This window comes from Ferrimonas gelatinilytica (genome assembly GCF_039544205.1).
In the GTDB taxonomy this organism is placed as follows: domain Bacteria; phylum Pseudomonadota; class Gammaproteobacteria; order Enterobacterales; family Shewanellaceae; genus Ferrimonas; species Ferrimonas gelatinilytica.
On sequence record NZ_BAABLF010000005.1, the window covers coordinates 49,598 to 76,053 of the forward strand.

Annotated in this window: 25 protein-coding genes; 8 read left to right on the plus strand and 17 right to left on the minus strand. The window is 59.6% G+C overall.

The genetic code is table 11. The annotated features are described in order from the left end of the window. Positions 1–72 precede the first annotated feature (72 nt). Together dsbB and nhaB are read right to left on the minus strand one after the other, a co-directional pair. Positions 73–606, minus strand: a complete 534-nt coding sequence (gene dsbB, locus ABD997_RS02605; protein ID WP_345315462.1) for a disulfide bond formation protein DsbB — start codon at positions 604–606, stop codon at positions 73–75. Between the two features lie 62 nt (positions 607–668). Continuing rightward, positions 669–2,237: a sodium/proton antiporter NhaB gene (nhaB, locus tag ABD997_RS02610; protein WP_345315463.1), complete on the minus strand. Its 1,569-nt coding sequence runs from the start codon at positions 2,235–2,237 to the stop codon at positions 669–671. A gap of 274 nt (positions 2,238–2,511) precedes the next feature. Here nhaB and fadR point away from each other — a divergent pair, with 274 nt between their 5' ends. Beyond that, on the plus strand, positions 2,512–3,231 hold the full coding sequence (fadR, locus tag ABD997_RS02615; RefSeq protein ID WP_345315464.1) for a fatty acid metabolism transcriptional regulator FadR: 720 nt from the start codon (positions 2,512–2,514) through the stop codon (positions 3,229–3,231). A gap of 11 nt (positions 3,232–3,242) precedes the next feature. On the opposite strand, the gene ABD997_RS02620 is transcribed toward fadR, so the two are convergent. From ABD997_RS02620 to sodB, 4 genes are all read right to left on the minus strand, one after another. After that, positions 3,243–4,745 carry a SpoVR family protein gene (locus tag ABD997_RS02620; protein ID WP_345315465.1) on the minus strand — a complete coding sequence of 501 codons (1,503 nt, stop codon included), beginning with the start codon at positions 4,743–4,745 and terminating at the stop codon, positions 3,243–3,245. A gap of 20 nt (positions 4,746–4,765) precedes the next feature. Beyond that, positions 4,766–6,037, minus strand: coding sequence for a YeaH/YhbH family protein (locus ABD997_RS02625; protein ID WP_345315466.1), 1,272 nt, complete (start codon positions 6,035–6,037; stop codon positions 4,766–4,768). A gap of 18 nt (positions 6,038–6,055) precedes the next feature. Then, positions 6,056–7,990, minus strand: coding sequence for a PrkA family serine protein kinase (locus ABD997_RS02630; protein WP_345315467.1), 1,935 nt, complete (start codon positions 7,988–7,990; stop codon positions 6,056–6,058). Between the two features lie 381 nt (positions 7,991–8,371). After that, complete coding sequence (gene sodB, locus ABD997_RS02635) at positions 8,372–8,953, minus strand: superoxide dismutase [Fe] (protein ID WP_345315468.1); 582 nt, start codon at positions 8,951–8,953, stop codon at positions 8,372–8,374. Between the two features lie 209 nt (positions 8,954–9,162). Between sodB and ABD997_RS02640 the strand changes: the two genes are divergently transcribed. Next, a complete protein-coding gene (locus ABD997_RS02640) occupies positions 9,163–9,501 on the plus strand; it encodes a Grx4 family monothiol glutaredoxin (protein ID WP_345315469.1) in 339 nt (112 codons plus the stop codon). Positions 9,502–9,565: 64 nt separating this feature from the next. On the opposite strand, the gene speB is transcribed toward ABD997_RS02640, so the two are convergent. Further along, positions 9,566–10,495: an agmatinase gene (gene speB, locus ABD997_RS02645; RefSeq protein WP_345315470.1), complete on the minus strand. Its 930-nt coding sequence runs from the start codon at positions 10,493–10,495 to the stop codon at positions 9,566–9,568. A gap of 186 nt (positions 10,496–10,681) precedes the next feature. Here speB and ABD997_RS02650 point away from each other — a divergent pair, with 186 nt between their 5' ends. The 5 genes from ABD997_RS02650 (at position 10,682) to ilvN (ending at position 15,823) form a co-directional block, all read left to right on the plus strand. Further along, entirely contained in the window at positions 10,682–11,782 is a 1,101-nt protein-coding gene (locus tag ABD997_RS02650; RefSeq protein ID WP_345315471.1) for a hypothetical protein, read from the plus strand. Positions 11,783–12,052: 270 nt separating this feature from the next. Beyond that, entirely contained in the window at positions 12,053–12,691 is a 639-nt protein-coding gene (locus tag ABD997_RS02655; protein WP_345315472.1) for a hypothetical protein, read from the plus strand. Next, positions 12,678–13,340, plus strand: a complete 663-nt coding sequence (locus tag ABD997_RS02660; RefSeq protein ID WP_345315473.1) for a GDSL-type esterase/lipase family protein — start codon at positions 12,678–12,680, stop codon at positions 13,338–13,340. The genes ABD997_RS02655 and ABD997_RS02660 overlap by 14 nt, the downstream gene beginning before the upstream one ends. A gap of 270 nt (positions 13,341–13,610) precedes the next feature. After that, positions 13,611–15,326 carry an acetolactate synthase 3 large subunit gene (locus tag ABD997_RS02665; protein WP_345315474.1) on the plus strand — a complete coding sequence of 572 codons (1,716 nt, stop codon included), beginning with the start codon at positions 13,611–13,613 and terminating at the stop codon, positions 15,324–15,326. Then, complete coding sequence (ilvN, locus tag ABD997_RS02670; protein ID WP_345315475.1) at positions 15,323–15,823, plus strand: acetolactate synthase small subunit; 501 nt, start codon at positions 15,323–15,325, stop codon at positions 15,821–15,823. The genes ABD997_RS02665 and ilvN overlap by 4 nt, the downstream gene beginning before the upstream one ends. 95 nt (positions 15,824–15,918) lie before the next feature. On the opposite strand, the gene asnS is transcribed toward ilvN, so the two are convergent. The 7 genes from asnS to pabB all read right to left on the minus strand — a co-directional run bounded on the left by asnS (position 15,919) and on the right by pabB (position 22,662). Next, on the minus strand, positions 15,919–17,319 hold the full coding sequence (asnS, locus tag ABD997_RS02675; protein WP_345315476.1) for an asparagine--tRNA ligase: 1,401 nt from the start codon (positions 17,317–17,319) through the stop codon (positions 15,919–15,921). Between the two features lie 112 nt (positions 17,320–17,431). Then, the gene (locus ABD997_RS02680) at positions 17,432–18,028 is read right to left on the minus strand and encodes an NUDIX hydrolase (protein ID WP_345315477.1); all 597 of its coding nucleotides are present in this window, start codon (positions 18,026–18,028) and stop codon (positions 17,432–17,434) included. Positions 18,029–18,117: 89 nt separating this feature from the next. Further along, positions 18,118–19,005 carry an FAD:protein FMN transferase gene (locus tag ABD997_RS02685; protein ID WP_345315478.1) on the minus strand — a complete coding sequence of 296 codons (888 nt, stop codon included), beginning with the start codon at positions 19,003–19,005 and terminating at the stop codon, positions 18,118–18,120. A gap of 1 nt (position 19,006) precedes the next feature. After that, on the minus strand, positions 19,007–20,299 hold the full coding sequence (locus tag ABD997_RS02690) for a DUF3570 domain-containing protein (RefSeq protein WP_345315479.1): 1,293 nt from the start codon (positions 20,297–20,299) through the stop codon (positions 19,007–19,009). A gap of 44 nt (positions 20,300–20,343) precedes the next feature. Continuing rightward, a complete protein-coding gene (locus ABD997_RS02695) occupies positions 20,344–20,583 on the minus strand; it encodes a DUF4266 domain-containing protein (RefSeq protein ID WP_345315480.1) in 240 nt (79 codons plus the stop codon). Beyond that, positions 20,583–21,104 carry a TlpA family protein disulfide reductase gene (locus ABD997_RS02700; RefSeq protein WP_345315481.1) on the minus strand — a complete coding sequence of 174 codons (522 nt, stop codon included), beginning with the start codon at positions 21,102–21,104 and terminating at the stop codon, positions 20,583–20,585. Before ABD997_RS02700 ends, ABD997_RS02695 begins: the two co-directional genes overlap by 1 nt. Positions 21,105–21,225: 121 nt before the next feature. Then, a complete protein-coding gene (gene pabB, locus ABD997_RS02705; protein ID WP_345315482.1) occupies positions 21,226–22,662 on the minus strand; it encodes an aminodeoxychorismate synthase component I in 1,437 nt (478 codons plus the stop codon). A gap of 192 nt (positions 22,663–22,854) precedes the next feature. On the opposite strand from pabB, the gene folD reads away from it, so the two are divergent. Then, complete coding sequence (folD, locus tag ABD997_RS02710) at positions 22,855–23,724, plus strand: bifunctional methylenetetrahydrofolate dehydrogenase/methenyltetrahydrofolate cyclohydrolase FolD (protein ID WP_345315483.1); 870 nt, start codon at positions 22,855–22,857, stop codon at positions 23,722–23,724. A gap of 60 nt (positions 23,725–23,784) precedes the next feature. Here folD and ABD997_RS02715 read toward each other — a convergent pair whose 3' ends face one another. The 3 genes from ABD997_RS02715 to ABD997_RS02725 form a co-directional block, all read right to left on the minus strand. Then, a complete protein-coding gene (locus ABD997_RS02715) occupies positions 23,785–24,264 on the minus strand; it encodes a DUF6691 family protein (RefSeq protein WP_345315484.1) in 480 nt (159 codons plus the stop codon). A 12-nt stretch (positions 24,265–24,276) separates the two neighbouring features. Continuing rightward, the gene (locus ABD997_RS02720) at positions 24,277–24,666 is read right to left on the minus strand and encodes a YeeE/YedE family protein (protein ID WP_345315485.1); all 390 of its coding nucleotides are present in this window, start codon (positions 24,664–24,666) and stop codon (positions 24,277–24,279) included. An 85-nt stretch (positions 24,667–24,751) separates the two neighbouring features. Continuing rightward, on the minus strand, positions 24,752–26,404 hold the full coding sequence (locus tag ABD997_RS02725) for an FAD-dependent oxidoreductase (RefSeq protein WP_345315486.1): 1,653 nt from the start codon (positions 26,402–26,404) through the stop codon (positions 24,752–24,754). Positions 26,405–26,456 lie beyond the last annotated feature (52 nt).

Genomic DNA, 26,456 nt, shown 5'->3' on the forward strand with positions numbered 1-26,456 from the left:
AAAAAAGGGAAGCCGACAGGCTTCCCTTTTTGTTTGTCACGGGAGGTACACCTTGGTATTGCCCGGGAGGGCTCAGTGCGGTTGGCGTGAGGCCACAGTGCGGGCAAGGGCGAATAAAAGGGCCAAGGCCAGATAGAGGGCGAACACCCCAACCATCCATTGCGCCATGGTCACACCCAGCCACTGCCAGGCCTCATCGGAACACTGTCCTTGGGGTTGAAACAGCGCCGGCCACCACTGGTGCAGTGGCATCCAGGCCGGGAAGTTGGGAATGTAATCGCAGCTGGCGCCGAACAGCCCAGTGGGCGCGTTGCCAGATTGCTTCTCCACCAACTCCAGGGCGAGCCAGAGGCCCCAGGCTGCGCTGACGATCCAGCTGACAAAGCTCAGCCAGGCGGTTATCAGGGTTCTTGGCTGCAAAAGCCCTATCAACGCGGAGAGCGCCACGGCAATAACAGCAACCCGGATATAGATGCAGTAGAGGCAGGGCTCCAGCGCCATGCCGTGTTGGAAGTACAGCGCAATGGCAAATAGGAGGACGCATGAGAGGAGCAGCAGTGACCAGCTGCTCCTGTGTTGACTGAATTGTGAAAGCACTTGCACCACGGGGAACTCCTGTTCCTTTGAGACGCGGCGCCAGGGGCGCCTCGTCGGGAATGATATCCTGATCAGTGTCCCGGGATCGGGACTGCATGGTCAAAGAGGAGGCCCATCTCGTGCATCGATTCTGTTAACTCAGAGAGGATACCGAACTCAATCATTGCGAGGCCTACCAGGGTCATCACTATGGTGTAGGGTAAAGCGTGCCAGACCATCTTGCCATAGGAGAGGCGGATCAGTGGCGAGATTGCGGAGGTCAGCAGGAAGAGGAATGCGGCCTGACCGTTGGGTGTCGCCACTGAAGGCAGGTTGGTGCCGGTGTTGATAGCCACTGCCAGCATCTCAAACTGAGCCAGGGTGATCTCGCTGGCCAGCAGTGCGGACTTCACTTCGTTGATGTATACCGTGCCAACAAACACGTTATCGGACACCATTGAGAGCAGGCCGTTTGCCAGGTAGAACATCACCAGCTGGTTATTGCCTTCGAACTGGAGCACCCAGGCGATAACAGGATGAAACAGCTGCTGATCAATGATCACACCCACAACGGCAAAGAAGACCGCCAGCAGCGCGGTGAAGGGCAGGGCCTCCTCGAACGCTTTGCCGATCGAGTGTTCATCGGTGATGCCGTTGAATGAGGTACAAAGAATGATGACCGACAACCCAATGAGACCCACCGCCGCCAGGTGGAAGGCGAGGCCAGCGATCAACCAGATCCCTACCAGGGCTTGGACGATCAGCTGCAGAGTCTCTCTCGGCGTACGTTTGCTGTCTTCGTAGCGGGCAAACTGCAGCAGGATGGCATGCACCGGCTCCGGCAGGGGGGCACCGTAACCAAACCAGCCGAAGCGCTCCACCAGGTAACAGGTGGTCAGGCCGGCGACCAGAACGGGCATGGTGATGGGCGCCATGCGCAGGAAAAACTCACCAAAGTCCCAGCCAGCCTGTGCAGCGATGATGAGGTTCTGGGGCTCTCCAACCAAAGTGCAGACCCCCCCTAGGGCGGTGCCCACCCCGGCGTGCATCATCAGGTTACGCAGGAAGGCACGAAACTGCTCCAGATCCTCCTTCCCCACTTGGATCTCGTTGTCTTCGTTGTAGTTGTGCTGCTGGCCGAAATCCTTGCCGGAGGCCACCTTGTGGTAGATGGCGTAGAAACCCACGGCCACACTGATCACCACGGCAATCACCGTCAGGGCATCAAGGAAAGCGGAGAGAAACGCGGCTGAGGCACAAAAAGCCAGTGAAAGCAGACGCTTAGATTTTAGCTTCGTGATCAGCTTGGTAAAGGCAAACAGCAGCAACTGCTTCATGAAGTAGATACCGGCCACCATAAAGATCAGCAGCAGTAACACCTCCATGTTGGCCTCTAGTTCATGCAAAACCTGGTCCGCCGAGGTCATACCGATGGCCACTGCCTCAATGGCGAGCAGGCCACCGGGTTGAAGCGGATAACATTTGAGTGCCATCGCCAGAGTGAAGATAAACTGGATCACCAGCACCCATCCGGCAATAAAGGGGTCGGCATAGAAAAGGAAGGGGTTGATCAACAGGAAGATCAAAATGGCCGCTTTGTACCACTTAGGGGAGTTTCCTAGGAAATTGTGGAGAAATGCTTGCCGTAGCGTTAGCGCCATAGCGTCCTCGATTTTTACTCTACACCAGCCGTTGGGTAACAGCGGGTTAACAACGGTGTCGGGGATTTTAACCACCCCGAATGAGAGCGCAAGCGACAATTTCAGAATCTGTAGATTCTTTTGTGTAATGACTTAAGTCGAAGGAGATTTTGTCATCGAATAGATACATTAGGGGGAGTTAGCAGCACAATTGCGTGACTTTCTATTTCAGGGGGCTCTGGTATGATCAGCCGACAACTATAAAGTGATAACAAGATGCACAGGCGAGCGCTGAATGATTATTAAAGCCCAAAGTCCGGCTGGATTTGCCGAGGAATATATCGTCAAGTCCATCTGGAATAACAAGTTCCCTCCGGGTTCCATTCTTCCGGCAGAGCGTGAGCTGTCCGAGTTGATTGGCGTTACCCGCACCACTCTGCGTGAAGTGTTACAGCGCTTGGCCCGAGATGGCTGGCTAACGATCCAGCACGGAAAACCAACCCGGGTGAACAATTTCTGGGAAACCTCCGGCTTGAACGTGCTGGAGACCATTGCTCGCCTCGATCAGGACGGTGTGCCGGAATTGATGGACCAACTGCTGGCCGCTCGGACCAATATCAGCGGGATCTACACCCGTTCCGCCGTGCGCAATAACCCGGCAAAGGTTCGGGAACTGCTCGCCCAGGCAGAGGAGGTTCCGGAGGAGGGCGCGGCATTTGCGGATTACGACTACCGCTTGAATCACTCGTTGGCCTTTGCCTCCGGCAATCCTATCTACTCCCTGATTCTCAATGGCTTTAAGGGACTCTATTCAAGAGTTGGTCGTTACTACTTCAGCAACCCGGAAGGTAGGGCGGTGGCGCGGATCTACTACCGAGATCTGGACCAACTGGCCCGGACCGGAGATGTGGATGCTGTGCTGCCGCTGGTACGTCGTTACGGCGTCGACTCTGGCCGACTCTGGCAAGAGATCCGCAGCGACATGCCTAAGGATATCGCTGAAACCAAGATGTGAGCGCACCCCGTTCACTCACCGAGGGGGCAACGGGCGAGCAGTTCGACGTTGCCGTTCTCCTTCTCCTCCTCCAAACGCACATCGAACCCCCAAAGCCGATGCAGGTGTTTCATCACTTCGTGATGGCTCTCCGCTAGGGGGGTTCGATCCTGCGGTACGTAACGCAGGGTCAAGCTACGGTCACCTCGGACTTTCACATCCCAAACCTGAATATTGGGCTCCAAATAGCTTAAGTTGTACTGCTTCGCCAAGGCGGAGCGAACCTCCCGATAACCGGTCTCATCATGGATGGCGCCGACCTCCAAGTAGTTTTTCCTATCATCGTCACGAATGTGGAACAGTCTGAACTGGCGCATTAATCGTGGCGACAGGTACTGGGCGATGAAGCTTTCATCCTTGAAATTCGCCATGGCGAAATGCACGGCGTCCAGCCAATCGGTGCCGGCCAAGTCGGGAAACCACTCGCGGTCTTCATCGTCGGGATCTTCACAGATCCGGCGAATATCCTGAAACATGGCAAACCCCAGTGCATAGGGATTGATGCCGTTGTAGTAGGGGCTGTTGTAGGCAGGTTGGGCGACCACGTTGGTGTGACTGTGGAGAAACTCCATCATGAAACGGTCGGTGACCCGCTTCTCGTCGTACAGGTGGTTCAAGATGGTGTAGTGCCAGAAGGTGGCCCAGCCCTCGTTCATCACCTGTGTCTGTTTCTGCGGGTAAAAGTACTGGCTGATTTTGCGCACAATGCGCACCAGTTCACGCTGCCACGGCTCCAAAAGTGGGGCGTTCTTCTCGATAAAATAGAGCAGGTTCTCCTGGGGTTCCTCCGGAAACCGCTTGGCTTCCGACTCCGACTTCTCCTGCTGCTGCCGAGGCAGGGTGCGCCAGAGATCGTTGACCTGGCTCTGCAGGTACTCCTCCCGCTCCTTCTGTCGCTGTTTCTCCTCCCTCAGGGAGATCTCACTGGGCCGTTTGTAGCGGTCCACTCCGAGATTCATCAGGGCGTGACAGGAGTCCAAGATCTCCTCGACCGCGTCGATGCCATGTTGTTGTTCGCACTGAGCAATGTAGTTCTTGGCGAATACCAGGTAGTCGATGATGGAGCCGGCATCGGTCCAGGTTTTAAACAGGTAGTTACCTTTGAAAAAACTGTTGTGGCCGTAGCTGGCGTGGGCCATTACCAACGCCTGCATGGTGATGGTGTTCTCCTCCATCAGGTAAGCGATGCAGGGGTCGGAGTTGATCACGATCTCGTAGGCCAGTCCCATCTGACCGCGCTTGTAGTGACGCTCGGTTTCAATAAATTTCTTGCCAAAAGACCAGTGGGCGTAACCGATGGGCATTCCCACGCTGGCGTAGGCGTCCATCATCTGTTCCGCAGTGATCACCTCTATCTGGTTGGGATAGGTATCAAGCCGGTAATGCGCGGCAATCCGGGCGATCTCTTTGCGATAGGCTTCCAGCAGGGGAAAGGTCCAGTCCGGTCCATCGGACAGCACGGTGTGTTCGGTCATGCGGGCCTCCCAAAAATTGGTTACGCCGCCTGCTGCTTTTTGAACAGCTCGCGGAAAACCGGGTAGATATCTTCGATGGAACGGATATGTTGCATGGCGAAGTGGGCGTTTCCGGCGGCAAGGGATTCATACTCACGCCACAGGGTCTGGTGTGCCCGGTTGGTGATCTCGATGTAGGTGTAGTAGCGGCACACCGGCAGGATGCTTTTCTCCATCAGTTGACGGCACTGGGGGGAATCATCTGCCCAGTTGTCACCATCAGAAGCCTGCGCGGCGTAGATGTTCCACTCGTTGGCGGGGTAGCGTTCAGCCTGGATCTCCGCCATCAGTTTGAGTGCGCTGGAGACGATGGTCCCGCCGGTTTCCTGGCTGTAGAAAAATTCGTGTTCGTCCACCTCCTTTGCCTGGGTATGGTGACGAATAAACACGACGTCCAGGGACTTGTAGGTCCGGGTGAGGAACAGGTAGAGCAGGATGTAGAAGCGTTTCGCCATATCCTTGGTGGCCTGATCCATAGAGCCGGATACATCCATCAGGCAAAACATCACCGCTTTCGAGGTGGGTACCGGCCTCTTACAGAAGGCGTTGTAGCGAAGGTCGAAGGTGTCGATGAAGGGGACGGCATCGATTTTCCGCTTCAGTTCCAGGATCTCCTCCTTAAGCTGCCCAATCTGCTCTGCGCTGGATCCCGGGGTGTCTTCAAGCTCAGTCAGCTGCGTTTCCAGCAGCGCCAATCTCCGCCGTTTGCTGGCGCTCATTGCGGTGCGCCGGGCCAGGGACTGGCGCAGTGAACGGACGATATGGATGTTGGCGGGGACGCCGTCGGTGGTGACCCCGGCACGGAAAGTTTTAAACTCCACCAGCTTATCGAGACTGTTTCTCTGCAGGTTCGGCAGCGCGAGATCGTCGAACAGCAGGTCGAGGTACTCGTCCTTGGAGATGTCGAAGACGAAATCGTCATGACCTTCGCCGGAGTTGGAAGCCTGCCCCTGACCGGCTCCCTGTCCCCCACCGGCCGGAGGCCTATCGATGCGATCCCCACGGATAAATTGGTCGTTGCCCGGATGGACCCGCTCCCGATCACCGCCTTTGCCGTGGTGGAACACGGGTTCGGTGATGTTTTTTGCCGGTATGCTGATCTTCTCACCGCTGGTGACGTCGGTGACGCTGCGCTTGGTCACCGAGTCGGACACCGCTTTTTTGATCTGCGACTTGTAACGGCGCAGGAAGCGCTGCCGATTAACGGTGCTTTTCCCCTTGGAGTTGAGTCGTCGGTCGATAAAATGCGCCATACCTACTCCTTGCCCGGATCAGCTGGATTTGCGTACGCGCAAATACCATTCAGAAAGCAGACGGACCTGTTTACGGGTGTAGCCCTTCTCCATCATACGATCCACGAAGTCGTCATGTTTCTTCTGTTCATCGGCGGAGGTCTTGGTGTTAAAGGAGATCACCGGCAACAGGTCTTCGGTGTTGGAGAACATCTTCTTCTCAATCACCGAGCGCAACTTCTCGTAGCTGGTCCAGTTGGGATTCTTGCCGCCGTGGTTGGCCCTAGCCCTCAGTACGAAATTGACGATCTCGTTGCGGAAGTCCTTGGGATTGCTTATCCCGGCGGGCTTCTCAATCTTCTCGAGCTCGGAGTTGAGGGCCGCCCGGTCAAACAGCTGGCCGGTCTCTGGATCGCGGTACTCCTGGTCCTGGATCCAGAAATCCGCGTAGGTCACGTAACGGTCGAAGATGTTCTGGCCGTATTCAGAGTAGGACTCGAGGTAGGCGGTTTGTATCTCCTTGCCGATAAACTCGACGTACTTGGGAATGAGGTAGCCCTTGAGGTGCTCAAGATACTTCTCCGCCTGTTCCGCTGGGAACTGCTCGCGCTCGATCTGTTTCTCCAGCACGTAAAAGAGGTGCACGGGGTTGGCGGCCACCTCGGCGTGATCGAAGTTAAATACCCGCGACAGGATCTTGAAGGCAAAGCGTGTCGAGAGGCCGCTCATCCCCTCGTCCACACCGGCAAAGTCCCGGTACTCCTGGTGCGACTTGGCCTTGGGATCCGTGTCCTTAAGGGTTTCACCGTCGTAGACCCGCATCTTCGAGTAGATGGAGGAGTTTTCCGGGTCCTTCAAGCGGGACAGCACGCTGAACTGGCTGAGGATGTTGAGTGTGCCCGGGGCACATTGGGCATTGAACAACTCGGAGTTTGACAGCAGCTTCTCGTAGATTTTGCGCTCCTCTGAGAGACGCAGGCAGTAGGGCACCTTGACGATATAGACCCGGTCCAAGAAGGCTTCGTTGTTCTTGTTGTTACGGAAGCTCTGCCACTCCGACTCGTTGGAGTGGGCCAGGATGATGCCGCTAAAGGGGAGGGCGGAAAGGCCTTCGGTGCCGTTGTAGTTACCCTCCTGGGTTGCAGTCAACAGGGGGTGGAGCACCTTGATCGGGGCCTTGAACATCTCTACGAACTCCATGATCCCCTGGTTGGCTTTACAGAGTGCGCCGGAGTAGGAGTACGCGTCGGCGTCATCCTGGGAGAAGTGTTCAAGTTGCCGAATATCCACTTTACCCACCAGCGAAGAGATGTCCTGGTTGTTCTCATCCCCGGGCTCGGTCTTGGCAACGGCGATCTGGTCGAGGACTGAGGGGTAGACTTTGGCAACGCGGAACTGGCTGATATCGCCGCCGAACTCGTGAAGCCGCTTGGCAGCCCAGGGTGACATCACGCTTCGTAGGTAGCGTTTGGGAATGGAGAACTCACTGTTGAGGATCTCCCCATCCTCCTCCACGTCAAAAAGGCACAGCGGATGGTCATTGACGGGGCTGCGTACGCCGTTGGCGGTCAGGACGTAGATGGGAACTTTGCAGATCAGTTTTTTGAGTTTCTCTGCCAGTGAGGATTTACCCCCGCCCACCGGGCCCAGAAGATAGAGGATCTGCTTTGACTCTTCGAGTCCCTGCGCGGCGTGCTTCAGGTAGGAGACGATCTGCTCTATCGCATCCTCCATGCCATAGAACTCGGAAAAGGCGGGATACCGGGCGACGACCCGATTGCTGAAGATACGGGAGAGCCGGGGATCGAGCGCGGTATCGACCATCTCAGGTTCGCCGATGGCCATGAGCAAGCGCTCGGATGCGGTCGCGTAAGCGCTGCGATCCTGCTTGCACAGCTCCAGAAAGTCCTGAAGGCTGTAGTCCTCGTCTCGGGTTTGCTCATATCGATGTTGATAATGATCAAAGATGCTCATTGGCTACCCCCAAAATTCGTTTTGTCTGGTGCGAAGATGACCGCCAACAGCCCCTTCACAATCAAGCGTAGTCGCAAAAACTCCTAAAAGAATCAAACGATACGAAAAGTGTCGGCCCCTTTCGGCCCCCTGGATCCTCGAACAGAACGGCTACTGTCGCCGCCATCCCAATTGACCCTTTTTTACGCTCATCGGTTTCATTTAGATCCAATGAGCCTGGCAAATGAATCCACCCATGACTCCTACTATTGCGCGTTTTAGCGACAGAATTCCAGTGGAAAATCGCTGGGAGGGCCGTGCGAGTTTGGATCCGCGCGGTGGCAATTTGGGAAAGAGGCAATAAAAAAGGAGCCTTTCGGCTCCTTAGGGTCGTCCGTGGGATCAGCCAGCGAAGTTGGCGTTCACGAAGTCCCAGTTGACCAAGTTCCAGAACGCTTCCATGTAGTTCGGACGCGCGTTACGGTAGTCGATGTAGTAGGCGTGTTCCCACACGTCGACAGTCAGCAGCGGAGTGACGCCGTCGGTCAGGGGGGTGCCGGCGTTGGAGGTGTTAACGATGGCAACGGAGCCATCGGCTTTTTTCACCAGCCAGGTCCAGCCGCTGCCGAAGTTGTTGACGGCAGAGTTGGTGAACTCGGTCTTGAATGCGTCGAATGAGCCGAACGCTGCGTTGATCGCCTCGGCAACGGCGCCGGAGGCTGCGCCGCCACCGTTGGGGCTCAGGCAGTGCCAGTAGAAAGTGTGGTTCCATACCTGAGCGGCGTTGTTGAAGATGCCGCCGTCGGAGCTTTTCACGATCTCCTCAAGGGACTTACCGGCAAACTCAGTACCCTCGATCAGACCATTCAGCTTTACCACGTAGGTGTTGTGGTGTTTGCCGTAATGAAACTCCAGAGTCTCGGCAGAGATGTGGGGCTCCAGTGCGTCTTTGTCGTAAGGCAGGGCAGGTAGTTCAAAGGCCATTGCTCGTCTCCTATTATGCTCGTAACAAGTTGTTTTTAGATTCATGTGACGAGGCTCAGTCTACCTGACCAAATCGTGATAAGCATCCGTTTTGCCCCGTTTGGGCGCCCCAAGCGGTTAAATTTTTACCCCTACAAAACTTGGTGTTTTGTGACAGACCTCGGATGACGTAAAATGGGGCCACGACATGAATATGAGACAAGCGATCCATGGAAACGATTGAAAAAATCAAGAGTCAGATCGAGCAGAATCCCATTCTTCTTTACATGAAAGGGTCACCGAAACTGCCCAGCTGTGGTTTCTCCTCCCAAGCCTCCCAGGCCCTAATGCAGTGTGGCGAGAAGTTTGCCTACGTGGATATCCTGCAAAACCCGGATATTCGCGCTGAGCTGCCGGCATATGCAAACTGGCCGACCTTTCCCCAGCTGTGGGTGGATGGTGAGTTGGTTGGTGGCTGCGACATCGTGATGGAGATGTTCCAGCGCGGCGAGCTGCAGCAGTTGATCAAGGAAACAGCGGCGAAATACGCCTCGGAAGATGAAGCCTGATCCCACTGCAAGTAGGGAATAGGTTTGGAACAGAAAAGGCGGAGCCCGAGGGCTCCGCCTTTTTTTAGCGCTGCTTTAGTCTCAGTGCCGCCTGGAGGTGCAGCATCTCCGTCGCCAGGGTTGCGCCGGCCAGGGCGGTGATGTCCGCGTGATCATAGGCCGGTGATACCTCTACCAGGTCCATCCCGACGATGTTGAGCCCCTGCAGGCCACGGAGGATCTTCATCGCTTTGTCGGTGGAAAGGCCGCCACATACCGGGGTGCCTGTACCCGGCGCGAAGGCGGGATCCAAGCAGTCAATGTCGAAGCTCAAGTAGACCGGGAGGTCACCGACTCGGGCGCGGATCGCTTCAACGATAGCGGCGGCTCCGAGGTCATTGGCTTCGTCCGCTTCAATCACCTGGTAGCCATGGTTTTGCCGGACGTACTCGGTGCGGATCCCGATCTGGATTGAGTGGTTGGGATCTACCAGCCCCTCCTTCGGTGCATGATAAAACATGGTGCCGTGATCGTAGCGGCTGCCGGCACTGTAGGTGTCGGTGTGGGCGTCGAAATGCACCAGAGCCAGCTGGCCAAAGTGGCCCGCGTGCGCGCGCAGCAGCGGCAGGGTGATGAAGTGATCGCCGCCAAAGGTCAGCAGCGATTTGCCCTGGGCCAGCAGGCTCTGGGCATGCTGGGTAAGGCCCGTCATCATCTGTTCGGCATCGCCGCAATCGAACACCAGGTCGCCGCAGTCAACCATTTTCAGCTCATCTTGGAGGTCGAACTCCCAGGGCCAACGGTTGCCCTCCCAGGCCAGGTTGACGGAGGCCTTGCGCAGCGCTTCAGGACCGTGACGGGCGCCGCTGCGTCCCGTGGTCGCCAGATCGAAGGGGACACCGGTGATCACCAGGTCGGCATCGCTCTCCTGGGGGCGAAAATCCAGGGGTAAACGCAGGAAACCAAAGGCATTGGCATACAGAGAGTAATCGGGCTTATCGGCTAAGGTGGCCATAACACTCCAGCACAGGTCAGTGCAAAGGGTTGAAGAACGGCGCGTATTGTCGCCTGCACCGGGTCCTTTGTCATCCATCTCCTTGGATAAGTGTAAATGTCATCCGGCAGATTGCTCATTGGACAGATCCCGGGCCAAGGCATAAGGTCAAAAGATTGACGCCGTCACGAATTGGACGCCATGCCTATGCGTAAGTTTCTTTTTGTACTCCTGCTGTGCGGCTGCGCATCGGTTCCAACCCATACGGTCGATAGGTCTGATACGGCACCCTCTGACCAGGTTCTGCGTTTGACCCGGGCGTTGAATGATGGTGATCTCGCCCTCCTGCAGAGCGTATTCCAGCCCTCCCATCCCTTGGCCGAACTTGGCCCAAGCTTCGCTAACGAGGCTAACTGGCATGCGCTGAGCCGGGAGTGGATGGCGGATCTGCTTCTCCATAGTCAATATGGCCACTGGAATCTGCGCCATGTCCGTCCATTGTCCGCTGGTGGAGACCGAGTGGAGTACCGGCTTGTTCATGAGGATTACAGCGTCGAGTATTTCTACTTTGACCTGGTGACCCAAGCGGGTGGACTTAAAATCGACGATATGGGTAACCGGCTTTTCGTGCTCAGTCAGGTCGGACTGATGGAGGCCCTCTACCGGCGCCTGATTTTGCCGCCCAACATGGAGGACTTGGTGTTTGCTGAGTTCTTTACCCAGTTGGGCCCCTTCAACCGGGGGGAGATCTCGCTGGAGACCCTGTTAAGCGATTACCTGGCACTGTCGGAGTCGCTGCAGCGGGATGGTTTGACCCGGGACCTGCTCCTGCGGGCGCTGATGGCGCAAGGGGGGAATTGGTCTTCGCTGATGCCGCCGTTGTCCGCCTCCCGCCTGGTGGGAACCGATTATCCCCTGTTGGATGCCACGCTTTGCCTGCAGCAGTTGGCGAAAGATTGTGATCGTGAGTTCCAGCGGTTGCCGGAGGATCTCAAGCAGGATATCGCCCTCCAGGCAGAGATGGGGATCCGGGCGCTGCAGCGCCATGACATCAGTCGTGCCCGCCGTTTCGCTGCATTGGCACTGGTCAATGATACGGATTACTTTCCTGCCTACTGGTTGCAGATGCAGCTTGGGATCGTCAGTGGTGACCATCAGATCGCCGTCGATGGACTCGACAGCCTGGTGCAGCGCTTCGACGTGCCCATCGACAAGCAGATGCTACTACAGCTCTACCCGGAGCAGGGGCAGGCGTTTTTGCAATCCGCCCAGTTCCGGCGCTGGGCAGAGCAGTTTCCCGAGGAGTAGGGGGCCTGGTCTCTTGACTGCCCTCTAAGCCTAAGGCGACAGACTTTCATTTAGCGTGTTCTGCGGGAACACCGCGATGCCCATCCCAACGTCTGCTTTGTACTTTTTCGGGGTGGTATTTTAACTGCACCTTCCCTCGCGTTACGCCGGTTTCGGATCCGGTTGCCGATCTGGGACTCTCACCGATAAGATGGACCGCCAGCGGGGAGGAAGCTGAGTCGTCGGACGGTGACTGCTCCCCAGGCACAGATCCCCTCAAAGGATGAATGGATGCAGTTGAACCTGAAAACTTTTTTCACTCCCATCGCCCTGACTCTCGCGGCGTGTAGCAGCGAGCCGAACAAGGCCGAAATCCCCCCTGTCACTTATCTGCTGGAGTGCGACACCTTTGAGTATGTTGCCCGGTCAGATGGTGAGAGGCTCTGGCTGTTTTTGCCTGGCGAAACCCTGGCACTGCCAAGGGTGTCTCAGGGCCGATACCAAAACGAGGATCTGGCCTGGCAGGCGGAGGGGGAGGCGTATCGGCTCAGTGGCTGGCAAGGTGTCGATCATCTCTGTCGCAATAATCCCCGCAAGGCGATCTGGGAGCATGCCAAGCTCAACGGTGTCGATTTTCGTGCAGTGGGTCAGGAGCCGCCCTGGGTGCTGGAGATGAGCGGAACGTCGGTCCACCTTTGGCAGGGCTACGAGCGCACCGAGCGGGTGCTGCGGGTGATGGAGCAGACCCAGAGTAGTGCCGAGCGGCCACAGACCCGCTACCGGCTCGAAGATCGCGACGGGCAGACCTGGCTCCTACGTCTTTCACCCGGGCATTGCGCGGATCCCATGAGTGGCGAGCGCTTCGAAACACGGGTCGAGCTTGAAACCGAGGGGACGCAATATGCGGGGTGTGGCCATGCCCTGCATTGATTCGCAGCGACGCGGGCGAGGCCTGCTGCTCATGGGAACCGCCAGGTTCTGGTGCGTCGGTTTGCTGTTTGGACTTCTTCTGCTCAGCGGGTGCTCCAAGGCCCCGCTACCACCCTTGCCCAGTGATGGCGTAATTCTCGCTTTCGGTGACAGCCTGACCGCTGGCGTGGGCGCTGGCCCGGCACAGGACTACCCCAGTGAGCTGGCCCGCCTGACCGGATTGGCGGTGGTGAATGCCGGAGTCTCCGGGGAACTGGCACAACAGGGGCGACTGCGACTGCCGGAAGCGCTGGCGCGCCATCGGCCAGACCTTCTGGTTCTGCTGATGGGGGGGAACGATATCCTCAGGAATAGGCCGGAGGCGGCGATTAAGGCAGACCTGGCTGCCATGATTGAGCAGGCAAGGGGTACCGGTGTGCCGGTGCTGCTGGTGGGGGTGCCGAGTAAGCGTATCCTGCTTCGCACCTCACCCATCTACCGGGAGCTGGCGGATCAGTACGGCGACGGCGTGGTGCTGGTGGAGGACCCCCTCACGGAGCTGTTGCGATCCCCGAGCCACAAATCCGATGCGGTACATCTCAACGCGGATGGGTATCGACGCCTGGCACAGGCACTGCATCAGCGCTTGATCGAGACCGGCGCGCTCTGAATCGCTGTTTCCGGAGAGCCGGTATCACGCCGAGACCGGCTTCCTCATAAGCAATCAACAAATTCGCATAACTAATTCTTCTTTTGTGGCGCTTTTGCCACGAAAACTGCGCAGAAATGCACCCCTTCCACTATCGACTTTTGTTTCGAGAGGGTAGTCTGGAAAGACCTCCTTTCGGAGGTGGGATTTGGCGTGGTCAGAGCAAGAAAGGCCAAGCCTCTTAATCAGTTAGGCTACGAATAAGCCCTAAATGTATGTCTTGGAGGCAGCATGGAGCAGTTGTCAGGTGCGGAGATGATTGTCCGCTCGTTGATCGATCAGGGGGTTAAGCACATCTTTGGCTACCCCGGCGGGTCGGTATTGGATATTTATGACGCGTTGCACGAGAAAAGCCACATCGAGCATGTGTTGGTTCGACACGAGCAGGCCGCGGTTCATATGGCAGATGGCTACGCCCGGGCCACCGGGGAGGTCGGTGTGGTGCTGGTTACCTCAGGACCGGGTGCCACCAATGCCATCACCGGCATCGCCACGGCCTATTACGACTCCGCCCCGCTGGTGGTGTTATCGGGACAGGTGATGTCACACCTGATTGGGAACGATGCTTTCCAGGAGTGTGACATGGTGGGGATTTCCCGCCCGGTGGTGAAACACAGCTTCCTGGTACAGGACCCAGCCGAGATCCCAACCATTCTGAAAAAGGCGTTCTACCTGGCGGCCAGCGGCCGTCCCGGCCCTGTGGTGGTGGACCTGCCCAAGGATATGCTCAACCCCGCCAACCGTTACCCCTATCAGTATCCGGATGCCATCAGTCTGCGCTCCTACAACCCGAAGCAGCAGGGCCATAAGGGTCAGATCAAGCGGGGGCTTCAGGCCCTGCTCGAGGCTAAACGGCCGGTGCTCTACGTCGGTGGCGGCGCCATCATCTCCCGCAGCGAAGCGCAGCTGCTTGAGCTGGCGAAGCGATTGCGTCTGCCGGTGGTCTCTACCCTGATGGGGCTGGGTGCCTTTCCCGGCAGCCATCCGCAGTCGCTTGGGATGTTGGGGATGCACGGCACCTACGAAGCCAACATGGCGATGCATCATGCGGATCTGATCTTCGGGGTCGGGGTACGTTTCGATGATCGCACCACCAATCACGTGGCCAAGTACTGTCCCGATGCCACCATACTCCACATCGATATCGACCCCTCCTCCATCTCCAAGACCATCAACGCTGATATCCCCATCGTGGGCTCTGCAGAGAAGGTGCTCAGCATGATGCTGTCGATGATGGCGGAGCAGTCCGAGACGGATCGTCTGGCCCCCTGGTGGGACGAGATCGCCACCTGGCGTGCCCGGGAGTGCCTGCGTTACGAGTCTGATGGCAGCAGGATCAAGCCCCAGCAGGTGATCCAAGCCCTCTACCGGTTAACGGAGGGGGATGCCTACGTGGCATCGGACGTGGGCCAGCACCAGATGTTTGCTGCGCTCTACTACCCCTTCGACAAGCCCCGGCGCTGGATCAACTCCGGAGGCCTCGGCACCATGGGGTTCGGTTTGCCCGCTGCAATGGGGGTGAAGTTTGCACTGCCGGACGCCCAGGTGGTGTGCGTGACCGGCGATGGTAGCATCCAGATGAACATTCAGGAGCTGTCCACGGCGCTTCAGTACGCCATCCCGGTTAAAATCATCAACCTTAACAATCGTTTCCTGGGGATGGTAAAGCAGTGGCAGGATATGATCTACCAAGGCCGCCACTCTCACTCCTACATGGACTCGGTACCGGATTTTGCTGCCATTGCCGAAGCCTATGGCCACGTCGGGGTGCGGATCTCGGATCCCAACACCCTGGAGTCACAGCTGGAGGCGGCACTGGCGATGAAGGATAAACTGGTGTTCGTGGACATCAGCGTGGATGAATCGGAGCACGTTTACCCGATGCAGATCCGCGGTGGCGGAATGAACGAGATGTGGCTGAGCAAAACCGAGAGGACCGAATCATGAGACGCAGTATCTTATCTGTCCTACTGGAAAACGAGTCCGGCGCTCTGTCCCGTGTGGTGGGTCTCTTTTCACAGCGGGGGTTTAATATCGAGTCGCTGACGGTGGCGCCGACGGATGATGCAACCCTGTCGCGACTGACCATCACGACTCAGGTGGTGGATGATGCTGCCTGTGAGCAGATCGAGAAGCACCTTCATAAGCTCGTGGATGTCCTCAAGGTTAGCAACATCAGCGAGGCGGCCCATGTGGAGCGGGAACTGATGCTGGTGAAAACCAAGGCGGCGGGCAGTTTCCGGGCCGAGGTGAAGCGGATGGTGGATATCTTCCGCGGCCAGATCGTGGATGTCACCGCCACGCTCTATACGGTGCAGCTTTCCGGGGACAGCGACAAACTGGACGCCTTCCTTCGTGCCCTGGCGGAGGTATCCGAAATCGTAGAGGTGGCCCGAAGCGGGGTGGTGGGGATCGCCCGGGGGGAAAAGGCATTGCGAGCCTAGCGTCGCCAACTGTCCAGCCATGAAAAAGAAAACCGGCCGCTCCCAAAGGAGCGGCCGGTTTCATAATCCCGCCACGGTGGGCGTGTGCCGATGGCTTAGAAGCTGGCGGAGCGCGGTGCGCGGGGGAAGGGGATCACGTCACGGATGTTGGAAACACCGGTGACGTAGCTGACCAGGCGTTCGAAGCCGAGGCCAAAACCGGAGTGGGGGATGGTGCCGTAGCGACGCAGGTCGCGGTACCAGTACATCTCCTCTTTCGGCAGGCCCATCTCCTCCATCCGCTGATCCAGCACCTCGAGGCGCTCTTCACGCTGGGAGCCACCGATGATCTCGCCGATCCCCGGCGCCAGTACGTCCATTGCGGCGACGGTTTTGCCATCGTCATTGAGGCGCATGTAGAAGGCTTTGATATCTTTGGGGTAGTTCTTTACTACCACCGGGGCCTTGAAGTGCTCCTCCGCCAGATAGCGCTCATGCTCGGAGGCGAGGTCGATACCCCACTCCACCGGGAACTCGAAACGCTTGCCGCAGTTTTTCAGGATCTCGACGGCGTCGGTGTAATCCACCTGGGCAAAATCTGCCGCGACGAAGTCCTGCAGGCGCTGGATGACGGTTTTGTCGACCCGTTGGGCGAAGAACTCCAGGTCATCCATACGCTCCTCCAGTACGGCATTGAAGCAGTATTTGAGCATCACTTCGGCCAACTTGGCGTTATCTTCCAGATCGGCGAAAGCCACCTCGGGCTCCACCATCCAGAACTCCGCCAGGTGGCGGGAGGTGTTGGAGTTTTCAGCACGGAACGTGGGGCCGAAGGTGTACACCTTGCTCATGGCGCAGGCGTAGGTTTCGGCGTTCAGCTGGCCAGAAACGGTCAGGAAGGTCTCCTTGCCGAAGAAGTCCTTGTCGTAATCCACCTCGCCGTTTTCCAGCCGCGGCAGGTTGTTCATATCCAGGGTGGAGACGCGGAACATCTCACCGGCGCCTTCACAGTCGGAAGCGGTAAGGATCGGGGTGGAGACCCAGATAAAACCGTTCTCATGGTAGAAGCGGTGGATTGCCTGGGAGAGGCAGTTGCGCACCCGCATCACCGCACCGGTGATGTTGGTACGGGGGCGCAGGTGAGCCACTTCCCGCAGGAACTCGATGGAGTGGCGCTTGGCGGCCATCGGGTAGGTGTCGGGGTCTTCCACCCAGCCGACCACGTCGACGCTGGACACCTTGAGTTCGAACTTCTGCCCCTTGCCGGGGGACTCCACCACTTCACCGGTCATGATGACGGAGCAGCCCGCGGTCAGGCGAAGCACTTCATCGCTGTAATTGGGCAGCTCATTGGGGACCACGCCCTGGATCGGGTCAAAACAGGAGCCGTCGTACACGGCCAGGAATGAGATGCCAGCCTTGGAGTCGCGGCGCGTGCGGATCCAGCCGCGCACGGTCACTTCGCTGCCGACAGCGTGAGCGCCCTTGAGGACGTCAGCAATGGTTGCCAGGGTCATACTTGGAATGATCTCCAATGAGTCGAATAGTTATCACTTTTCGGCGTTTGCCGGGAACCCGTCATCTTACCGTGAACCGCCATTTTCTCAAGGGTTCCGTGCGTTTCTTGGCTTAGGGGCCCGGCGGTGCGGCACCAAAGCCAAGCTGGCGCACCAGCTGTTCGATCATAGCCGCTGTCGCTCCCCAGACCCGGTGGGGCATGAAGTAGACCCCTTGGGTGGTCTGCATCCGCCGAACCTGCAGCTGCCAGCGTCCGCGATGATCGAAAAAATCCTCCAGCGGCGCATAAAACATCCTGGCGACCTCCCGCTCCGACAGCACAGGCACAAAGGGCTGGGTGATGAGGGCGATCTGCGGGAAGATCCGGAACCGGGTGATGGTATGGAACACCGGCAGGGCACCGAGACGCTCCACTTGTGAATCACGCAGGCCGATCTCCTCCCAGGACTCGCGCAGGGCCGTATCCCAGGGGGTGGCATCACCAGGATCCATCTTGCCACCGGGGAAGGCGATCTGTCCGGCGTGGGTCGGCAGCCCGGCGGTACGCTCGGTCAGTAACAGGTGCAGCCGGCCCTCGATCTCCTGCAGGCCTATCAGGACAGCGGCATCCCGCAACTGGGGGTGGTTGCCCAGCTCCGCCGCCAACTGGTCCATGGGGTCCGGCGGCGCAGCCAGCAAAAAGCGGGTAACAAACTCCTGACGATCCATAACTCTCAATTCAGACGGTGACTTCAGCACCAGATTGCCAGATTTCGGGGGGGTAAGGCCAGCGCCAGACCTCCTGCGCGCACGGTCGATCAGGGCTGGATCCAGTAGGGAACCTGCTGGGCCCGGATAAAGGCCTCGGCCTCGGTCTCATGGAGCAGGGCTAGGGTCGCCAGGAGCCCCGCCTGGAGGCAGCTTTGTCCCGCCACCGTCACCTGCGCCGGGCCGCTCCGGGTGGCCCAGCCGGTCTTGGGGTTGAGAATGTGGCTGTAACGGACCCCGCCATGACGCAGGAAGCGTTGGCTGTCACCGCTGGTGGCCAGGGCACCGTGGCGCAGGGTAAGGGGATAGCTAGCCTGTGTCGGCTTAGAGGGGGTGGCTATGCCCACCTGCCAGGGGGGGCGCTCAGGGGCTCGGGGCACCGAGATCGCGATGTCGCCGCCGAAGTTCACCAGCACCGACAGTGACGGTGCCTGCCGGGCCAGCTCGGCTGCCACCTGGTCCACCGCGTACTCTTTGCCGATACCGCCAAAATCCAGCTCCATCCCCGCCGGCAGCGAAAGCGTGCTGTCGTCATAGCGCACCCGCTCCCAGCCGATCAGCGGCAGCAGGGCATCGATCTCGCCCTGGCTGGGCAGCCGGTCACAGCCGTCGAAGCGCCAGGCCCGTCGCAGCACCCCAGAGGTGAGATCGAACAGCCCGTCACTGAGCCGGTAGCAGTGATCGGCAAAGGTCAACAGCGACAGGGTTTCACCATCGATGGCAACCGGCTTCCCCTCGGCTCGATGCAGCCTGGCCACCAGGTTGTCCTCTCGATAGCGGCTGTATTTCTGTTCGATGGCCCGGACCCGGCGCTCAGCCGCCACCAGCAGTGCCCGGGCCCGGGATTCGGGGCAGGGATCGATTAGCAGTTCACAGTCGCTGGCCATGGCGATGAAATGACCGCGCCAGTAATCGGGATGGCGTGTCAGGGAAGTCATGTCAGAAGCGGTAGCCCAGCTGCAGCATCAGGGCTTCCAGCCGGGGGTAGAGGTTGAGCCCTGCCAGCTCCCCCGGGCCGCCTGGTCCCTCGGGGTTTTGTACGTAGTAGGCGATGCGGGCGGAGGCGGAACGGGCCCCGGTCAGAGGGATCCGGTATCGAAAACCCAGGGTGTAGGTGGTCATCTCGGCCAGGCGGTAATCGGCGCTGGCGTAGGTCGGTGTCTCCTGCTGCAGGTAGGGGCGGTAAAAGTCCGCGGCAGATTGATGGTAGAGGCGCAGCTGGGGTTCCAGGGTGTGGCCGGAAGGGAGCATCAGGTTGAGCCGCAGCTCCAGGGTATGGGAGTCGATCCCCCAGTCATCGTGCATGAAACGGTAGGCACTCTCCAGCACCGGGGCTCCGAAATGCATCTTGGTCTGCCAGAAGAGTGCCTGTTTACGCCGACGCTCTGGCCGGGACTCATAATTTTGTGCAATGGCCCGCCCCTGGGCATCGATGCGGCTGACCAGTTTGAAAGGGTCGCTTTGGTACCCGCTGACCTCTGCATAGCTGTAGTTGAGCAGCATCAGGGTTCGGCGATTGATCACCTGAGTGATCCCCAGTTGCAGCTCGGCGGTGTCCTTGTGCTCCTTCGCAGCCCCACGGGTGGCATTGAACGCCTGGATGAAGGCTTCTTCATCGGGGTAGTCGCTGCGCAGCGGCATCACCGCAAGAGGCAGGGGGATCTGACCCTCAGGCTCGATACTGTCGGCGTAACCGGCCAGACCCAACCTCAGGGTGGTGTTGTTCCTATCCAGGCTGTGGGACAGAGCACCGCTCACTCCCAGCGAGAGATAATCGTACTCCTTGGAGAGGTGTGCCCCCACCTCGAAACCGCTGTTATCCCCAAAGGGGGCAGCCCAGCCAGCATTGATCTGTACCCGAGTGTCCCTGAAGGTGTCGTCCAGTGGGGTTTGGCCCGCCGCGGTGGTGTACTCGCCAAGGCCGGAGGGGCGGGTGAAGGTCTGTGCCCTGCGCTGAGGAACGGCCCCGGTGGCGGAGGCACCGGTGAGGGCATCGAAGGTGAGCATCAGGCTGAGTCGCTGGTCGTCACCGTCGCTGCGCACCCCTTGAATACTGCCCTCCAGGGCTTTGACCCGGTCGCCGCTCTCTCCGTAAGCCAGCAGGGCAGTATCAAACTGCCACTGGTGTTGGGATGGGGGAGCTTCCTGGGCGTTTATTGGTGCAGCGATAAGGGCGCTGCTGGCCACCGCAAGGGCGGCTGAGATGTTGGTAAAACCCGTGTTTTTCGGCACAGGTGGGCCAGGTGTGGAAGTGTCCGGCAACGATGGACGATGGCTCAGTTGCATCCACATCCCCCGCCGGCGCTGCCCCGGCCGCCACTGCTCGCCTCCTTGGAAAAGTAGACGTGGTCATCCACCCGTTTATCGGTGGCATCGGACTCCGGGGCCATGCGGGGATCCGCCAGTTTTTCCCGTTGCCAGGGTTCTACCCCCAGGGTGCCGCAGCCGCTCAGCCCCACGACCGTCAAGAGCAGCAGTCGGTGGGCCCAGCGGCATTGCCAGATTGGGCGAGTCATCACTCATCCTTGAGCAGGTGCTGGGCGATGGCGGCCTTGAGCTCCTCCGCCTGGCTGGCGCGAAAGCCGATATGGCGCTCGATGATCTGCCCCTGATGGATCAGGTAGCTGGTGGGCATGCCGGGTACAGCGTACGCCTCAGCGATCTTGCCATCCGGGTCGTAATGGATGGGGAACTGGGCCGGATACTTCTCCAGGAAGGGGAGGGCATCGGCGGGCTCAACATCCACATTCACGGCGATGATCGCCAGCCCCTGGGGGCCCAGCTCCGCCTGGAGCGTATTCATAAAGGGGAAGCTGTAGCGGCAGGGGCCGCACCAGCTGGCCCAGAAATCCAGGTACACCCACTGCTGGTGAGAGAGTGCCACCAGGGATTGGCCGGACTCCAAGGTGAAATCCGGTGCGGGCTGGGCCAGGCTGCGGGCGCTGGGCAGACTCCAAAGCAGCAGCACCAGCAGGGCGGCGCGTAGTGAAATGGGCGGGGTTCCACGACGCAGTTTGGCAGGTTCTCGCCTCGACACAGGTGCACTCCTTATTTTGGCAATCAATCCCTTTCTCTTTGCAGTAATACCCTAACCGGGACCGATTGAGAACAGCTTGTTGCGAAAAGGTGTTGCCCTTGTGTTGTTTAAGTCGATGCCATTACGTCGTGGGGGATTCAAGCAGCGGCAGGATCCGGCTGATCTTATCGAAGCACTCCTGGTACTCCTCGTCACAGTCGCTGTCCGCTACGATGCCGCCGCCGGCCCAGCAGTGGATCGCTCCCTGTCGGGCCACCAGCGAGCGGATGGTGATGGAGGTATCCATCTGGCCATCCTGGCTCAGGTAGCCGATGCTGCCGCAATAGAGGCTACGTCGTGCCGGTTCAAGCTCTTCGATGATCTCCATGGCCCGGATCTTGGGAGCACCGGTGATGGAACCACCGGGGAAGGCGCCCCGAAGCAGATCCAGAGCAGAGCGATTCGGCGCCAGAGTGGCGGTCACGGTGGAGACAAGGTGATGGACTGCGGGAAAACTCTCCACCGCAAACAGGCTTGGCACCCGGACACTGCCGGGGGCCGCCATCTTGCCCAGATCGTTGCGCAGCAGATCCACGATCATCAGGTTTTCCGCCCGGTCCTTCTGAGCATTTTTCAGGGCCGCCTTGGCGGCACGGTCCTTGAGGGGATCCTGGTGGCGGGGACGGGTTCCCTTAATTGGCTTGGTCTGGATGCTGGAACCGCGAACTTGCAAGAAGCGCTCCGGTGAAAGTGACAGCAATGCCGCATCGGGAAGACGGATGAACGCGGAGAAGGGGGCCTGGTTTTTGGTTCGCAGTCTCTGGTAGGCCTGCCACTCATCCCCACGGTAACCGGCGCTGAAGCGCTGAGTCAGGTTGATCTGGTAACAGTCGCCGCTGCGAAGGTACGCCTGCACCCGTTCGAAGCGGTCGCGATAGGCGGCTTGACTGAGCTGGTGCTGCCAGGGAGTGGTCAGTGCAAAGGGCTCTATCTGTCGCGTTTTTTGCTCGGGGCTAACGTGATCACGCAGCCAGTTACGACGCCGTAGCCAGGCGGCTTCATCGCCGCGAACCAGCAGAAAGAGTCTCTGGCGTTGGTGATCCAGCATCAGGGCCCAGTCGAAGATCCCCACCGCCATCTGCGCCAGATCGATATCATCCTCCGCCTCGCTGGGGAGACGCTCGAAGCGGCGGCCGAGATCGTAGCTGAAGTGGCCCAAGGCACCGCCGGTGAAGGGTAGCCCGGTAGCCCTGGCTGCGCTGTACGCATCTTTTGGGCCGAGCAGGCGGCGTTGCAACTGTTCCAGCAGGGCCAGCGGGTCGGCGTCGCTCAGTGTTGGCGCCTCGGAGCGGATCTGACACTGGGTATGAGACCCCCGGGTGGTGAGGGTGGCCATGGGGTCGGCCACCAGGATGTCGAACCGGGCATCCGGGTGGCGTGTGTCGTCGTGACAGGCGGAGTCCAGCAGCATCGCCCAGGGCCGCTGCGCGAGCGGGGCAAAGAGGGCGAGGGCGCAGGTCGGAGTCTCAGTGGGGTAGCCCAGCTGAGCGGGCGTGACGGTACGGCAGATCAGGGCCATGAAGCAGTGCATCGAACAGCGATTGGGGCGGCCAGAATAGCACAACTGGCGGCGGGTGTGCCTCCGCCACCGCCAAACCGATAACCAGGCAGGGGCATTGTCCTCGCCCTAAAAGGAGTTGGAGCTGCTGGGCAAAAGTGCGCCCGGTGACTTACCCTGAAGGCCAACCGATCTCTTAGTGAGGAGGGCGCGATGCAGGCGACCCTGATCGATGGCAAGGCGTTGGCCGCTGCCGAGCTGGCACAGATTAAGCGTGAGGTAAATGCCTTGGAGGAGTCGGGGGCACCGACGCCCTGTTTGGCGGTGATCCTGGTGGGGGAGGATCCCGCCAGCCAGGTGTATGTGCGCAACAAGTTGCTTAAGTGCGAACAGACCGGGATCCGCTCTCACTGTTACCGCCTGGACTCCGGCGTTGAACAGGGAGAGCTGCTGGGGTTGCTGGCACGGCTGAACGCCGATCCCGCCGTCCACGGGATCCTGGTGCAACTGCCGTTGCCGGAACAGATCGATGAAGCTGCGGTCATCGCTGCCATTGATCCGGACAAGGACGTCGATGGCTTTCACCACGAGAATATGGGACGGCTGCTCGCCGGCGATCCCGATGTTTTGGTGCCCTGTACCCCCCTGGGCTGTCTCCTTCTGCTGAAGTCTGTCCTTGGCGACAGTCTGGCCGGACAGCACCTGGTGGTCGTGGGACGATCCAATATCGTCGGAAAGCCTGCCGCGCTCCTGGCCCTGCAGCATCACTGTACCGTCACTATCGTGCACTCCCGGACCCAGGATATTGCTGCGGTCTGTCGCCGGGCGGATATTCTCATCGTGGCGGTGGGTCGGGCTCGGATGGTGACCGAGGACTGGGTCAAGCCCGGTGCGGTGGTGCTGGATGTGGGGATCAACCGGGTGGAGCATGAAGGTCGCGCCCGTCTGGTGGGAGATGTGGACTTTGATTCAGTGGCGAAGGTAGCCGGCGCGATCACGCCGGTACCCGGTGGGGTGGGCCCAATGACCATCGCCTGCCTGCTGCGCAATACCCTGCAAGCCTACCGTCATCAGCGGGGATGAACCCACATGTGACGGTGGCTTGGTACGACAGGGGGAGCTGCTTGAGGATCGTTGTACGGGTCAGTTTGCCTGCACAGACTCGGGGGTCGCTTCGCGGGGCTTCAGCGCACAGCCGGTTTTTATGCCGACCAGCATCGCAGCCACAAACAGCAGAACCGACAGGCTGCCGCTGCCCAGGTTAGCCAGGGCCGGGCCGGGGCAGATCCCGGCAATTCCCCAACCGAGGCCAAAGAGGGCCGAACCCGACAGCAGACGCCGGTCGATGCGGGTACGACGGGGCAGGTGATAGCTCTGCGCCGCCAACGGGGCGGCCTGGGCCGCCAGGCGAGGTTTCACCAGGAAGTGGAAGCCCGGAAGATAGACCGCCAGGGCGCCGGCCATCACCAGCATCAGTGAGGGGTCCCAACGACCGTCGAAGAGGCCGGTGAGATCCAAAAAGCCGATCACCTTGGCGGGATCCGCCATGCCGGACAGGAAAAAACCGGCGCCGAACAGGATGCCGCTCAGTAGCGCGACCACAAAAGCCAACAGGGATTTCATCTGTACACTTCCTTAACCGTGAAAGAGGATGGCGGTTAGCACGGCGGTCGCCATGAAAACGGCAGTAGCGGCCAGGGAGCGTGTTGAGAGGCGCCCGAGGCCGCAGATCCCGTGACCACTGGTGCAGCCGTTACCCAGGTAAGCACCGAGGCCCACCAGGAATCCGGCGATCAGCATCAGTGGTGTGGAGGTGGTCAGCTCGGGGCGGGTGACCCAGCCCAGCGTCGTCAGGGTGAAGCCGCTGCCGATCAGGCCGAGCAGGAAGGCGAAACGCCAGCCGTCTCCGGGACGGGGCTTAAGGGCACCGGTGAGGATCCCGCTGATCCCGGCGATGCGCCCGTTGACCAGCATTAAAATCAGGGCAGCGAAGCCAATCAGCATGCCACCGAACAGGGCGTTCATGGTGAACTCCTTCAAGAAAGGTTAACGAAAGTTCGCACCCCGCCGGATCCGGCGGGGTGTCAGGACACTGGGCCGCTCAGTCCGATCAGAAGCGGGCGGTGGCAGCCAGGTAGGTTTTGTAACCCCCGGTCAGGTTTTGGGCGCTAAAGCCGTGGTTGACCAGCATGCGGTAGGCCACGTGTCCCCGTAACCCCACCTGGCAAAACACCAGGATCTCCTTGTCTCGGGGCAGCTCATCAAGCCGGTCACGAAGTTGGTCCACGGGGATGTTGATGGCGCCCTCCAGGGTGCCGGTTTTGCTCAGCTCCCCGGGGTTGCGAACATCCAGCAGCAGCTGGTCGGCGGTGGGGTTGGCCACCTGCTCGCTGTGGCAGAGACGAACGTCGCCCTTGAGCAGGTTACTGGCGAGGAAACCGGCCTGGTTGAGCACGTCCTTGGCGGAGCCAAAGGGCGGCGCGTAGGTCAGCTCCATATCCTGCATGTCGAACACCGTGAGACCGGCCCGGATCGCGACGGCCAAAACGTCGATGCGCTTATCGACACCGTCCCTGCCCACCGCCTGGGCACCGAGCAGCTTACCGCTGTCCGGCGCAAACAGCAGTTTCAGGGAGACCGGATGGGCCCCCGGGAAGTAGCTGGCGTGGCTGGCGGCGTGGACGTAGACCTTCTCGAACGGGATCTTAGCGCGCTGAAGGCGCTTCTCGTTGAGCCCGGTACTGGCCACGGCGAGATCGAAGACTCGGCAGATGGCCGTCCCTTGGGTGCGGTTGTAGCTGTCATTGGCCCCGAAGACGTTATTCGCCGCGATGCGTCCCTGGCGGTTGGCGGGGCCAGCCAGTGGGATTAGCATCGGCTCACCGGTGATCAGGTCCACCTCCTCCACGGCATCGCCGACTGCGAAGATAGCGGGGTCTGAGGTGCGCATCTGCGGATCCACCTGGATGCCGCCCAGTTCGCCGATGGCGAGTCCGGCATCGACGGCCAACTGGATCTCCGGTTTGACGCCGATGGCACTGATCAGCATGCCGGTGGTCAGGGTGTCGCCGTTGCTGAGGCTAAGCTGCAGTCCCTGTTCGGTGTTTTCTACCGATTGCAGGCCACAGTTCAGGCGCAGATCCACGCCATGACCCACGATGGTTTCATGCACCATGTTGGCCATCTCGAGATCCACCGGGGCCATCACCTGGTCGGAGAGCTCAAGCAGGCTGACGGCGATGCCGCGTTCCCGCAGTGCTTCCATCATCTCCAGGCCGATAAAGCCGCCGCCCACCACGGTGGCGTGAGTGGGCTTGTTCTGGTCCAGCGCTGCGATGATGCGGTCCATGTCCGGCAAGTTACGCAAAGAGAATACGCCGGGGCTTTCGAGTCCCGGGATCGGCGGACGCACCGGGGCTGCCCCCGGGGAGAGGATCAACGCATCGAAACTCTCTTCGTAGGTTTCGCCGGTGACGCGGTTTTTCACCCGCACGCATCGTTGCTGGCGGTCGATGGCCAGGACCTCGTTGTGCAGGCGCACATCGACGTTAAAGCGGGCTTTGAAACTCTGTGGGGTTTGCAGTACCAGGGCATCCCGGTCGGCAATCTCACCGCTGACGTGGTAGGGCAGGCCGCAGTTGGCAAAAGAGATGTACTCTCCGCGCTCAAACAGGACGATCTGCGCCTCTTCATTCAAACGACGGGCACGGGCGGCGGCAGAGGCGCCCCCGGCGACCCCACCAATGATCACGAGTTTCTTCACTTTGTCACCTCAGAAGCAATGGGACGGCACCCCGGGATCTCCGGAGTGGGGT